The 13,357-nt window shown below is 57.8% G+C and carries 13 protein-coding genes; 10 read left to right on the top strand and 3 right to left on the bottom strand.

Annotated features, from left to right (window positions below; translation table 11 throughout):
* Positions 1-44: 44 nt before the first annotated feature.
* The 9 genes from L2D14_08215 to L2D14_08175 all read left to right on the top strand — a co-directional run bounded on the left by L2D14_08215 (position 45) and on the right by L2D14_08175 (position 9,498).
* The gene (locus L2D14_08215; GenBank protein ID WNK01405.1) at positions 45-1,589 is read left to right on the top strand and encodes a BCCT family transporter; all 1,545 of its coding nucleotides are present in this window, start codon (positions 45-47) and stop codon (positions 1,587-1,589) included.
* Between the two features lie 252 nt (positions 1,590-1,841).
* Positions 1,842-2,549, top strand: coding sequence for a B12-binding domain-containing protein (locus L2D14_08210; GenBank protein ID WNK01404.1), 708 nt, complete (start codon positions 1,842-1,844; stop codon positions 2,547-2,549).
* A 22-nt stretch (positions 2,550-2,571) separates the two neighbouring features.
* Complete coding sequence (locus L2D14_08205) at positions 2,572-3,201, top strand: DUF1638 domain-containing protein (protein WNK01403.1); 630 nt, start codon at positions 2,572-2,574, stop codon at positions 3,199-3,201.
* Positions 3,170-3,481 (top strand): virulence factor, encoded by a 312-nt coding sequence (locus L2D14_08200; GenBank protein WNK01402.1) that lies wholly within the window; start codon positions 3,170-3,172, stop codon positions 3,479-3,481. The genes L2D14_08205 and L2D14_08200 overlap by 32 nt, the downstream gene beginning before the upstream one ends.
* Positions 3,478-4,026, top strand: a complete 549-nt coding sequence (locus L2D14_08195) for a methylenetetrahydrofolate reductase C-terminal domain-containing protein (protein ID WNK01401.1) — start codon at positions 3,478-3,480, stop codon at positions 4,024-4,026. Before L2D14_08200 ends, L2D14_08195 begins: the two co-directional genes overlap by 4 nt.
* The gene (locus L2D14_08190; GenBank protein WNK01400.1) at positions 4,023-5,069 is read left to right on the top strand and encodes a methylenetetrahydrofolate reductase; all 1,047 of its coding nucleotides are present in this window, start codon (positions 4,023-4,025) and stop codon (positions 5,067-5,069) included. The genes L2D14_08195 and L2D14_08190 overlap by 4 nt, the downstream gene beginning before the upstream one ends.
* Before the next feature lie 93 nt (positions 5,070-5,162).
* Complete coding sequence (locus tag L2D14_08185) at positions 5,163-6,071, top strand: methyltetrahydrofolate cobalamin methyltransferase (protein ID WNK01399.1); 909 nt, start codon at positions 5,163-5,165, stop codon at positions 6,069-6,071.
* Between the two features lie 58 nt (positions 6,072-6,129).
* Complete coding sequence (locus L2D14_08180) at positions 6,130-8,127, top strand: ASKHA domain-containing protein (protein WNK01662.1); 1,998 nt, start codon at positions 6,130-6,132, stop codon at positions 8,125-8,127.
* 54 nt (positions 8,128-8,181) lie between these two features.
* Complete coding sequence (locus L2D14_08175) at positions 8,182-9,498, top strand: MATE family efflux transporter (protein ID WNK01398.1); 1,317 nt, start codon at positions 8,182-8,184, stop codon at positions 9,496-9,498.
* A gap of 9 nt (positions 9,499-9,507) precedes the next feature.
* Here the strand turns inward: L2D14_08175 and L2D14_08170 are convergent, their stop codons facing one another.
* Positions 9,508-10,407, bottom strand: coding sequence for a GlxA family transcriptional regulator (locus L2D14_08170; protein WNK01397.1), 900 nt, complete (start codon positions 10,405-10,407; stop codon positions 9,508-9,510).
* Between the two features lie 224 nt (positions 10,408-10,631).
* On the opposite strand from L2D14_08170, the gene L2D14_08165 reads away from it, so the two are divergent.
* Positions 10,632-11,804, top strand: coding sequence for a M24 family metallopeptidase (locus L2D14_08165; protein ID WNK01396.1), 1,173 nt, complete (start codon positions 10,632-10,634; stop codon positions 11,802-11,804).
* Positions 11,805-11,823: 19 nt separating this feature from the next.
* On the opposite strand, the gene L2D14_08160 is transcribed toward L2D14_08165, so the two are convergent.
* Together L2D14_08160 and L2D14_08155 are read right to left on the bottom strand one after the other, a co-directional pair.
* On the bottom strand, positions 11,824-12,411 hold the full coding sequence (locus tag L2D14_08160) for a protein-tyrosine-phosphatase (protein WNK01395.1): 588 nt from the start codon (positions 12,409-12,411) through the stop codon (positions 11,824-11,826).
* Between the two features lie 71 nt (positions 12,412-12,482).
* A complete protein-coding gene (locus tag L2D14_08155) occupies positions 12,483-13,355 on the bottom strand; it encodes an ABC transporter permease (protein ID WNK01394.1) in 873 nt (290 codons plus the stop codon).
* Between the last annotated feature and the right edge of the window lie 2 nt (positions 13,356-13,357).

Genomic DNA, 13,357 nt, shown 5'->3' with positions numbered 1-13,357 from the left:
TAGGCCTGTGGTGCGCGCACACATGTAGACGGGGAGAGCCACGCATGAGTCCAGACAGAATCGATACCGAATATGAAATCGGGCAGGATAACGTCGAGATTTTCGGCCTCGATATCCATAATCCTGTTTTTGCCATTTCCGGCCTTCTGATTATCGCATTCGTCCTGATCACCTTGATGTTTCAGGAATCGGCAGGCGCCGCATTCAACGAACTTAGGCCCTGGCTGACCAAGACTTTCGACTGGCTGTTCATGGGGGCCGCCAACATCTTCGTGCTCTTCTGTTTGTTGCTGATCGTCCTGCCGCTCGGCAAGGTCAGGATCGGTGGCAAGGACGCCAAGCCTGAATATTCCTATACCGGCTGGTTCGCCATGCTGTTCGCCGCCGGCATGGGCATCGGTCTGATGTTCTTCGGCGTGCTCGAGCCTGTCTATCACACGCTTAACCCGCCTCTTGGGGTCGATCCAAGCAATATCGAAGCCGCGCGCGCCATGGGCATGTCGGCGACGATCTTCCATTGGGGTCTGCACCCGTGGGCGATTTACGCCGTGGTCGGCCTGTCGCTGGCATTTTTCTGCTACAACGCGCATCTGCCGCTGACCATCCGCTCGGCTTTCTATCCACTGCTTGGTGAGAAAGTCTGGGGCTGGTGGGGGCACATCATCGACATCCTCGCCGTGTTCGCGACACTGTTCGGTCTCGCGACCTCGCTCGGCTTCGGCGCCGAGCAGGCAACAGCCGGCCTGAACTATCTTTTTGACATCCCCAACGGGGATGCCACCAAGGTCGTGCTGATCATCGCCATTACCGGCGTCGCGCTGATGTCGGTGCTTGCCGGCCTCGATGCCGGGGTCAAACGGCTGAGTGAAATCAACATGCTGTTGGCGTTGATCCTTTTGGCCTTCGTTATTGCCGTGGGTCCGACCATCGCCATCGTTCAGGGCTTTTTCAGCGGACTCCTCAACTACGTCACCAATGTCCCCGCCCTCAGCAACTGGGTCGGCCGCGAGGATCTCGGCTACATGCACGGCTGGACCACCTTTTACTGGGCCTGGTGGATCGCATGGTCGCCGTTCGTCGGCATGTTCATTGCCCGTGTCTCCAAGGGCCGCACCGTACGTGAGTTCGTGACCTGCGTTTTGATCATCCCGACGCTCGCCTGCGTCGCATGGATGGCCGTCTTCGGCGGCACCGCCGTTGAACAATACGTCGGTGGATATCAGGGCGTTGCCGAAACGGTTAAGGCATGGACGCCGGAACTGTCGCTGTTCAAGATGCTCGAAGTGCTGCCGCTTTCCGGTATCACATCGTTTATCGGTATCGTGCTGGTAATCGTGTTCTTCGTGACATCTTCGGATTCCGGTTCGCTGGTGATCGACACCATCACCGCCGGCGGCAAGATCGATGCACCGGTGGCGCAGCGTGTCTTCTGGTGCACGTTCGAAGGTCTTGTTGCGATTACGCTCCTGCTGGGAGGCGGCCTCGGCTCTCTGCAGGCGTTGGCGATTGCGACCGGCTTCCCGTTCGCGATCATCCTGCTGGGCATGTGCGTATGCCTGTTCATGGCTCTCAGGAAAGCCGACAGATAAACAAACCATCCTCAAGTCATCTCAGGGAGGGTCTCTATCGGGGCCCTCCCTTTTTTTCTGCCGGCGACATCCCCGTCAGCCGAAAATAGGTCTAACCCTCTTGAATCAAGGCAAGAAACACGTTCCGGCACGCCCGCATGTCGCAACAATTCTAAATGTTGTCTGCAAATGAACAGCCACAGGATATGCTAAGGTCATATTGAGAGAAATTGCGGCCCAATTGATGGGCTGAGTTTGGCTGGGAGAATACTTGTGGCCGACCAAGAAGATGACATTGTTCTTTCCGAACTGAATGACGAAGAACTCGTGCAGCAGATGCACGACGATCTTTACGATGGCCTTGCCGATGAAGTCGTCGAAGGCACCAATATCCTGCTGGGACGTGGCTGGTCACCCTATGACACGCTGACCAAGGCGCTCGTCGAAGGCATGCGTATCGTCGGCATCGATTTCCGCGACGGCATCCTGTTCGTCCCCGAAGTGCTGATGGCCGCCAACGCCATGAAGTCCGGCATGGGCGTTCTACGGCCTTTGCTGGTTGAAACCGGCGCGCCGAAAATGGGCAAAATGGTCATCGGCACCGTCAAGGGCGACATTCACGACATCGGCAAGAACCTCGTCGGCATGATGATGGAAGGTGCCGGCTTCGAGGTTGTCGATCTCGGCATCAATGTCGATGTCGACAAATATCTCAAGGCCCTCGAAGAGCATCAGCCGGACATTCTCGGCATGTCTGCCCTTCTGACGACGACCATGCCGTACATGAAGGTCGTCATCGATACGATGATCGAAAAAGGCATCCGCAACGACTATGTGGTGCTGGTCGGCGGCGCCCCCCTGAACGAAGCCTTTGCCGACAACATCGGCGCCGATGCCTATTGCCGCGATGCGGCGGTAGCCGTCGAGACCGCCAAGGACTGGATGTCGCGCCGTCAGGGCTCGGCACTCGCGCAGAGCTGACAGCCGGGCGGGCCGTGTACAAATGCGCCCCCTGCTGATCATCGCCTGCGGCGCGCTGGCCCGTGAAATCGGCTGGGTTGTCGATGCCAACGCTTTGCAGGGCATCGATCTGACGTGCCTGCCTGCGGAACTGCATAACCGCCCGGATCGCATCCCTGATGAAATGCGCCGCAAAATCGACGCCAATCAGGGCAAGTACGAACGGATCGTCGCGCTCTATGCCGACTGCGGCACCGGCGGACTGCTTGACGACTTGCTGGCCGAAAAAGGCGTGGAGCGGATCGGCGGCGCGCATTGTTATGCGTTTTATGCTGGCGAGCAGACATTCGAGAAAATGCATGAAGACGAGATCGGCACCTTTTACCTGACCGATTATCTGGTCCGTTTTTTCGACAGGCTGATCATCAAGGGGCTTGGCCTGGATCGCCAACCGGAACTGCGCGACGCCTATTTCGGCAACTACAAGCGCCTGACATACCTGGCGCAGACCGAGGATCCTGCGTTGCAGGAACAGGCAAAGAAAGCCGCAGACACGCTCGGACTGGACTACGTCTATCATTTCACCGGTTATGGCGGGCTTGGCGATTTCATTGTCGAGCAGTCTGGGAAAGGAGCCGCCGATGGCGCAGCTGACCATCGTATACTGGCGTGACATTCCGGCGCAGGTCATCGTCAAACAGGGCCGCAAAACCGCCAGGCGTGAACTTGCCCAACGCTTTCAGGAAGCGGTCGACATGGCGGCGATGCGCGCCAAGGCCATCGGCACGGATGATTATCTGGCCGACTGGCGGCGCAGCGACCCCGTCGATTGTGGCGATGATCTCGAAGCGGAAGCCGACGCCTGGCAGGAAAAGCTCGAAGCCGAATACGACGATGTACGTCTGAAACAGCTCGTCCAGGCGAAGGGCTACAGCGAAGGCAACCAGGCATGAGCAAACAACCGGCACCATCCACAGCCTACCAGCCCAGCGGCACCAGCACCGTTCGCCGTCAGCGCGCGCGTTATTCGATCCGCTTGTGGTCGGTACGCCGCGCCCGTGCCTTCGAAGTCGTCTACAACCTGCTGGCGGATGTCTTTTTGAAGCTGCATCCACTGTGGAATATGATCGGGTACAGCCGCGTCGAACGCCCCGTGATCTTCGTCGAAAAGGCCGTGAAAAGTTTTCTCTTCGACTGCCGCATGTGCGGCCAGTGCGCGTTGTCCGACACCGGCATGTCCTGCCCGATGAATTGCCCAAAACAACTTCGCAACGGGCCGTGCGGCGGGGTGCGCGCCAATGGCAATTGCGAGGTCGAGCCGGACATGCCCTGCGTCTGGGTCCAGGCCTGGCAGGGCAGTCAGCGGATGCACGCCAGCAGTAATATCTTCAAGGTGCAAAAACCGGTGGACCAGAGCCTTCGGGACAGTTCCGCCTGGCTCAGAGTCACCGCCCAAAAAGCCGCCGAACGGCGTGCCGCAGCGGAGACAGGGCAATGAGCACGGACATGTTCGAAGATTACACAGTTGTCCCCGAAGGCCATTCATCCCGGGGCCGGCTGGAGCGTATTCTGCGGCGCGGTGAGTTCGCCATTACTGCCGAGTTGAATCCCCCCGATAGTGCCGACCCGAACGAGGTTTATGAGCGCGGTGGCGTCTTCGACGGCTGGGTCGATGGCATCAACGCCACCGACGGGTCGGGCGCCAATTGCCACATGTCGAGTGTCGGCATCTGCGCGCTGCTAACCCGTATCGGCTATGCCCCGATCATGCAGATCAGTTGCCGCGACAGGAATCGCATCGCCATTCAGGGCGATGTTCTCGGCGCTGCTGCCATGGGTGTGAACAATATCCTGTGCCTGACCGGCGACGGTGTGCAGGCCGGCGATCAGCCCGGCGCCAAGCCGGTGTTCGACTTCGACTGTATGTCGTTGCTGGAAACGATCCGCACCATGCGCGATGAAGGCCGATTTTTGTCCGGGCGCAAAATCTCCGAACCGCCAAAGGTGTTTCTGGGCGCGGCAATCAATCCGTTTGCCCCGCCCTATGAATTCCGGCCGTTGCGTCTCAGGAAAAAGATCGAGGCGGGCGCGCAGTTCGTGCAGAGCCAGTACTGCTATGACATTCCGATGCTGAAGGAATACATGAAACGCGTCACCGACATGGGCCTGGATGAAAAATGCTTCATCCTGATCGGGGTCGGTCCGCTCGCTTCCGCAAAGACCGCCCGCTGGATCCGCAGCAATGTACCGGGGGTCCACATCCCCGACGATATCATCCGGCGTCTGGAAGGGGCAGAAAACCAGAAGCTTGAAGGCAAGAAGCTATGCATCGATCTCATGCAGCAAATTCAAGAGATCGAAGGCGTTTCGGGGATTCATGTCATGGCTTATCGTCAGGAAGAGTTCGTAGCCGACATCGTACATGAATCCGGCGTCCTGAAGGACCGCCGCCCATGGAAACACGAGCCGAACCCGGGTGACGCAGCCGCGATTGAAATGGCGGAGCGGCACGCCGAGGCGCTCGCCGCCGCTGATACGTGATGAGTCGCGTTTTGAACAGTTTACAGGCCACAATATCGCTATTTACAGGCTAATCAGGGACTGTCCTGTGTCGCCATTTCGGGAGTTATCGCTTTGACCAGAACCATCGTCAGCTCCGCCTCCAAAGAAGTCGTGATCGGCTTCGATCAGCCGTTCGTCATCATCGGTGAGCGCATCAATCCGACGGGCCGGAAGCTGCTCGCCGCTGAAATGGCCGAAGGGGATTACTCGCGTGTCGAAGCGGACGCCCTGGCGCAGATCGCTGCCGGCGCACAGATGCTCGACGTCAATGCCGGTATCCCGCTCGCCGATGAGCCGAGAATTCTCGCCGAATGCGTGCAGCTCGTTCAGGGTCTGACCGACGCGCCGCTCAGCATCGACAGTTCCATCGTTGCAGCGCTTGAATCCGGGCTTTCCGTTTATCAGGGAAAGGCCCTGGTCAATTCCGTCACCGGCGAGGAAGAGCGTCTTGAAGTCGTTCTGCCGCTGATCAAGAAATACGGCGCCGCCGTGGTCGCTATTTCCAATGATGAAACCGGCATATCAGAAGACCCCGACGTGCGGTTCGAGGTCGCGAAAAAGATCGTCGAACGCGCCGCCGACTTCGGCATCCCCAAGGAAGACGTCATCGTCGACCCGCTGGTCATGCCGGTGGGTGCGCTGAACGATGCCGGGCGCAATGTCCTGCACCTGATCCGCCGTCTTCGTGAAGAGCTCAAGGTCAACACCACCTGCGGGGCATCGAATTTTTCATTCGGGCTGCCGAACCGGCACGGCCTGAATGCCAGTTTTCTCGCCATGGCCATCGGTGCCGGCATGACATCGGCGATTACAAACCCGCTTCACGATCCGGAAATGCAGGGTATCATGGGCGCCAACGTCGTCATGGGGAACGATCCCAATTGTGCTCGCTGGATACGGAAATTCCGTGAACCTGCGGCTGAAGGTTCAGAAGGTGCCGGTCGGCGCGACCGCGAGGGACGCCGCAGACGGCGCGGGTAAGAGAACACGAAAGAGGACGACAGTGCCACTAAAGGAAAACAACGCTTTCGTGGCATTCATGCCGTCCGGTCGCCGCGGCCGCTTTCCGATCGGCACGCCGATCCTTGATTGCGCCCGCCAACTCGGAGTCGATATCGACAGTGTCTGTGGCGGACGGGGCATATGTGGCCGCTGCCAGGTCGTCGTCGCCGAAGGCGAGTTTTCCAAGCACGGCATACTAAGCACAGCCGACAATGTTTCGCCGCGCGGCGAACCGGAGAACCTTTTCGATTCACGCAAGGGCCTGGCTCCGGAACGCCGCCTGAGCTGCCATGCCCTGCTGTGGGGCGACGTCGTCATCGATGTCCCCGCCGACAGCCAGGTGCACAAACAGGTCGTGCGCAAGCGCGCCGAAGTCCGCGACATTCAGATGGACCCGGCCATCCGGCTGCATTTTTGTGAAGTTGAGGAACCGGACATGCACAACCCCCTTGGGGACTTCGAGCGCTTGCTGAAAGCGCTCGAGGATCAGTGGGGCGTGCAAGGCCTTGAAGAAATCGACATTCGCGTCCTGCATAATCTGCAGAGCGCACTCCGTCAGGGGGACTGGAAAGTCACAGTCGCCGTGCACAGAGGGCTTCGCATAACGGCCGTATGGCCGGGATTCAAAGACAAGGCCTATGGCATTGCATTCGACATCGGCTCAACGACCATTGCGGCACACCTGTGCGATCTGTCGAGTGGCGAGGTCCTGACCTCGGGCGGTGTCATGAACCCGCAGATCCGCTTTGGCGAGGATCTGATGAGCCGTGTTTCATACATCATGATGAATCCTGGCGGCGAAGTCGATTTGACGGTCTCCGTGCGTGCCGCCGTCAGCGAACTGGCGAAATCCGTTATCGACGAAGCCGGCGTCACCCCCGATGCCGTGCTGAATGTCACCGTCGTCGGCAACCCGATCATGCATCATCTGTTTTTAGGCATAAACCCGATCGAGTTGGGCGGCGCCCCGTTCGCGCTGGCGACCAGCTCAGGGATGACCCTGTGGGCAACCGAGGTCGGGCTGGATGCCATCAACGAAGATGCGCGGGTCTACATGCTGCCGTGCATCGCCGGTCATGTGGGGTCCGATACCGCCGGCGTGATCCTGTCGGAAGAGCCGCATCTCAGGGACGAGATGACGCTTGTCGTCGATGTCGGCACCAACGCCGAGATCGTGCTCGGCAATCGCCACAAACTCCTCGCGGCCTCGTCGCCGACCGGCCCGGCGTTCGAAGGCGCACAGATTTCCTGCGGACAACGCGCCGCACCGGGCGCGATCGAACGACTTCGCATCGATCCGGAAACCCTCGAACCCCGCTTCAAGGTTATCGGCAGCGATTTATGGTCGGATGAACCGGGATTCGAAGCCGAAACCGCGGGAGCCGGCATTACGGGAATATGCGGCTCGGGCATTATTGAAGTCCTCGGCGAGATGCTTCTTACAGGCCTTCTGAAATCCGACGGGACGATTGACGGGAGCATGGCCGGGCGCACATCGCGCATCCAATCGGATGGACGCACGTTTACCTATCTGATCCATGACGGCGATATGAAAATCAGCGTGACCCAGAATGATGTTCGCGCCATTCAACTGGCCAAGGCTGCGCTCTATGCCGGGGCCGCCTTGCTGATGGATCAAATGAATATCGATCACGTGGATCGTATCGTCCTCGCAGGCGCCTTCGGCACCCACATCGATCCGAAGTACGCGATGATCATCGGCATGATCCCGGATTGCGGCCTTGATCGCGTATTTGCCGCCGGGAACGCTGCCGGCACGGGCGCGCGGATCGCCCTTCTGAACCAGCAAGGCCGGGACGATATCCAGCGCATCGTCAAGTCGATCACCAAGGTCGAAACAGCCGTTGAACCGCGCTTTCAGGAACATTTCGTCAAGGCCATGGCGCTCCCCCATGCCGATGCCGCCTACCCCCAACTGGAAGCCGAAGTGCCGCAGTTAACGGCCGTGCGGATGCTCGCTGGTTCCATTGAAAGCAATCATGACGGCAAACGTCGGCGGCGGCGTGCTCGCTAGGGAAAAGCATTTTTAGGGGTTTGTCTTTTTCCTCAATTCCCCCTACCAAACCGCATGGTTGAGGAAGATCGAAAATACTGGCATCGGCGCACCTGGCGGATCGCACTTCCGGTTATTGTCACCAATGTATCCGTGCCGTTATTGGGGATTGTCGACACAGCCGTGGTCGGGCGTCTGCCCGGCCCGGAATTCGTCGGTGCCGTCGCCATCGGTGCCCTGATTTTCAATCTGCTTTTTCACGGCTGCAATTTCCTGCGCATGGGCACCACAGGTCTGACGGCACAGTCCTTCGGCGCACGCGATGGCCGGGAAGTGCGCACCTGGATGATGCGCGCATTGTTGCTAGCCGCCTTCATCGGCGCAGCCATGGTGATATTGCAATGGCCGATATTCGAAATATCCACATTCATTGTCGGGCCCAGTGAAAATGTCCGTCCGCTGACGGAAGAATATTTCCGCATCCGTATCTGGTCGGCACCGGCGGCACTCGCCAACCTGGCTCTGCTCGGCTGGTTTTTCGGCGTCCAGAACACCCGCGCGGCATTGATCACGCAGGTCTATATGAACGGCATCAATGCCATACTCGATGTCTGGTTTGTTATCGGTCTGGGCTGGGGCGTTGCCGGCGTCGCCTGGGCAACGGTGATCGGCGAAAGCACGGCCGTCCTGCTGGGGCTCGCCCTGGCAGCACGTCACCTCAACCGGCTCGGCGGCCGGTTCGATCGCAGGTCGGTCCTGCAACCGGCGGCGCTGAAAAGAATGCTTGGCGTCAACAGGGATATCTTTATCCGCTCCATGTGCCTGCAGGCCGTGTTCGTCATCCTGACGGCAATCGGCGCGCGCATGGGCGACGCCGTGCTGGCAGCAAACGCGATCCTTTTGCACATTCAGGTTTTCACGGCCTATGCCATGGATGGTTTTTCCACGGCTGCCGAAGCCTTGGCCGGCGAAGCCAAAGGGGCGCGCTCGCGAACCAGATTCACGGCCGCGATCCGCACCACCGTTGCCTGGGCCTTTCTGTTCGCCGTTACGTTCTGCGGGCTGACCGCCATCTTCGGACCGAACGTCATCGACTTTCTTACGGTCAGTGAAAACGTCCGCGCAGTTGCCCGGGAATATTTGATCTGGAGCATTTTCCTGCCCCTGGTATCTGTTTGGAGCTTCCAACTCGACGGCATTTTTATCGGCTGCACATGGTCGCGCGAAATGCGCAATGCGATGGCATTGTCGCTGCTGGTGTATATCGGTTTCCTATTGGTGCTGGTCTCCGCATTCGGCAACCATGGCCTTTGGGGCGCATTCATGGTTTTGATGGCAGCACGTGCCATTACCTTGGGCTTGAAGCTGCCGAAACTGCAAAAGGAAATCTGAGGCGTTTATTTAAATAACACGGCGCTCAAGGCTGGGCGTGCGATTGAAATGCTCGCGGTAGCATTTCGAAAAATGAGATGCCGATACGAAACCGCAGGCCAGCGCAATCGAAAGGATCGGCAGGCTCGTCTGGCGCAACAGGAACCGGGCACGGCCAAGCCTGAGAGACAGGTAATACTTGGTCGGCGCCGTACCGAGATACTTCCGGAACAGGCGTTCCAACTGGCGGGTCGACAAGCCGACACCACGCGCAAGCTGCGCACAGTTTACCGGCTCCTCGATGCTTTCTTCCATCTGCTGTATCACCGACAACAGCTTCGGATGCGATACACCCAGCCGTGTACGCAGTTCCATTCGCTGCCCTTCCCCGCCTTCGCGGATCCGGTGGTGAATCAACTGGTCGGCGACAGCGGCCGCCGTAGCGGGATCGTAATGGACAGCAATCAGGCTGAGCGATAAATCCAGCGCCGCCGTACCCCCGGCGCATGTGTATCGATTACGGTCAATTTCATAGAGTTCCGTGACGACATCAAGGTCTGGATAGTCCTCGATAAAGGACGGCATGTTCTCCCAATGGATGGTGCAACTGTAGCCATCGAGCAAACCTGCCTTGGCCAGTATTTCTGTTCCAGTGCAAATGGCACCGATACCTGTGCCGTGCGATGCCAGACGACGCAGTTTCTGAACCAATGCCTTTGTCGTGTGCGATTTCACATTCAGGCCGGCACAAACGAAAATCGTCTCCAGTCCGGTAATATCGTTGATCGAACCATCGACATTCACGGACAATCCGTTACTGGCGACAACCGGACCGCCGTCCTCTGAATAGACGTCACAGGCGTATAGATTCGTTTCCGCGAGACGATTGGCAATGCGAAACGGTTCTACACCGGCACTGAAACCAATCATTGTAAACTCAGGTAAAAGAACAAATCCGATCTTGTGCGGCTTGCCCTCATTCAGCCCACCAAACATGGCAGAACTCCCTATTTAACGAGCAAATACCCGTTTATTATTTTTGACACTAGTGCATGTTTGAAAAAGAGAAAATACAGAAATGACATTAACGTGACATCGGGCAAGAACCGCGTTAGGCATTACTGATCAAGAGTTTCAGGGGGGTGTTCAAGTACATGCACAGCTTTGAAAAAGCCGAATATGACGGTCGCGTCGATCGCGTCCGCATGCGCATGGCAGAGCAAGGTATCGATGTACTGATCACCTGCAATCCAGCCAACATGAACTACCTGACCGGCTATGACGGCTGGTCATTTTACACCCCGCAGATGGTCGCCGTTGGCCTGAATGAAAACGAACCCATATGCATAGTCCGAGGGATCGACCGTCCGGGCGGCTTCGTTACCACGCATCTCAGTGAAGAAAATATGCTGGGTTATCCCGACCATTATGTGCAGGCCGACGACAAGCACCCCATGGACTGGATCGGCAATCTTTTAGTGGAGCGTGGCTTGGGCAAAGGCCGCGTCGCCATCGATATGGATGCCTATTATTATTCCGCACGCGCGCATGCATCCCTGACGGCGGCCATGCCGAATGCGGTCATTTCAGATTCCGGAAATCTCGTGAACTGGGTACGGATCGTCAAAAGCGACAAGGAAATTACCTATATGCGCGATGCCGCCCGGCTGGTCGAACTGGCCATGCAAGCGGGCATCGACGCAATCGAACCCGGTGTCCGGCAATGTGACGCGGTTGCTGAAATCTACAACGCACAGGTACGCGGAACGGATGATTTCGGTGGTGAGTACACATCCATCGTACCAATGCTGCCAACCGGCGTCGGCACCACGACACCGCATCTGACATGGAACTCTGAACCCTTCAAAAAAGGCGAAGCAACGATCCTGGAACTTGCCGGTTGCCGCATGCGTTATCACTGTCCGATGTCACGTACGGTACACCTAGGCCCACCGCCCAAGCGGATGGCGGAGATTGCCGAGGTCGCTGTCGAAGCGCTGAACACCGCCGTTGAAAGCATGCGCCCCGGCGTCACCTGTGAGGACGTTCACGCCGCCTGGAACTGGGTCGTCAGCCGTCACGGCATCGTCAAGGATTCCCGCATGGGCTATTCAATCGGCCTCAACTACCCGCCGGACTGGGGCGAACATACACTCTCGATCCGCCCAGGGGACACGACGGAACTGCAAGCCGGCATGACCATTCACGTCATGCCCGGCATCTGGCTCGACAATTGGGGGATTGAAATCAGCGAAGGCGTCCTGATCACCGAAACCGGCGCCGAAAAACTCTGCGACTTCCCGCAAGGGCTCGTCATCAAGAACTGACAGACGAAGTTGCTGCGCACTATTCAAGCAGCAATGCCATCTCCACTTCGCGGGCGCGGCCATTGGCCATCATCCATTCGCCTGTGGCCGGGTGCGCTTGCAGGCGGAGACCGTAATGGGTGCGAAGCCCCTCCACCAGTTCACCGCCAAAGCCCAAATAATCGTCGATATACCCAACCATCACTGAATTGGGCCACGATTTCGGCCGGATAGACCTCAACCGATCATAAAGTGTACTTACCGGCTCGTCCCGGTGCGTCTGCGCCATAAACGAAAGCATTGCAGCAGACGATCGCGAGACGCCCATATGACAGTGAATGAGTAATCTGACTGGCTTGCCTGCCCCCGCCTGCGACGCGACGTCACGGCCAAATTCAAGCACCGATTCTACGATCTCGGAGCTGGGTGGCGTTCGCCCCGGCAGCGGATCGATGATGTCATGAAACCTGAAGACAGCGCGATGATGCGGATCGAAACTCTCGAACGCCGTTATTTCAGGCCAATCGGGATCAATCAGTGACAACACGTGCGTCACGGCACGGCGGCTATGTTTGGGTAATTCCTCGACACCGCAAACAGTAAGGTCGGATAAGGCAAACTGTGTCATGCACCGAAACTAGTGCATGACACAGCAAAAACAAGAAGACCTTGGCGGTTAAGGCGAAACGGCCTTTTCGATCAGCCTGGGCTCATGCCCCGCAGCCGTTCCGAACGTCGGCGCAGAAGTTCGACCGTCGCCAGCAGCACAATCGAAATGCAGATCAAAATTGTTGCCACGGCAAGGATTGTTGGACTGATGGATTCACGTATCCCTGCCCACATCTGCCTGGGGATCGTTTGCTGTTCCACAGAAGCGACGAACAGGACGACAACCACTTCATCGAACGAGGTCACGAACGCGAACAGCGCACCCGAGATCACACCCGGTAGAATGAGCGGCATTATGATCTTGAAGAACACCGTCGTCGGGTCGGCACCAAGCATGGCACCGGCACGGGTCAACGAATGATCGAAACCACTGAGCGTCGCCGTCACGGTAATCACAACAAACGGCGTGCCGAGCACTGTATGCGCCAGAATAATGCCGAGGTATGTACCCGTTAGCGGAATGTAGTCATTCACCGTCGCGTAGAAGAAAAAGATGCCCGCCGCCGTGATGACCAAAGGCACAATCATCGGCGAGATCAGTAAGCCCATGAACAGGCCTTTATAGGGCATTTCCGAGCGCGAGAGTCCAAGCGCTGCCAACGTCCCAAGCACCGTCGCCAGGATCGTCGAACAGAAGGCGATAAAGAATGAGTTGCCGATAGACCGCTGCCATATTTCCTTTGCCATGAAATCTTCGTACCAGCGCATCGAAAACGCTTCCGGCTTTAGCGACATCATTTCTTTGGTAAAGGTAAAATAAGGCTCGGCATTAAAGCTGAGCGGCACAATGACCAGAATTGGCGCAATCAGGAACAAGAATACGAAAGCGCAAATGAAGATATACAACCAGTGCCAGATGGTTTCTACCGGTCCTGCATGATCGGGAAGTGAGATTTGGCTCATGA

This window comes from Thalassospiraceae bacterium LMO-JJ14 (assembly GCA_021555105.2).
GTDB lineage: Bacteria > Pseudomonadota > Alphaproteobacteria > Rhodospirillales > Casp-alpha2 > UBA4479.
Note: the sequence above shows the minus strand (reverse complement) of the source record. Positions and strands in the feature narration are given on the sequence as shown.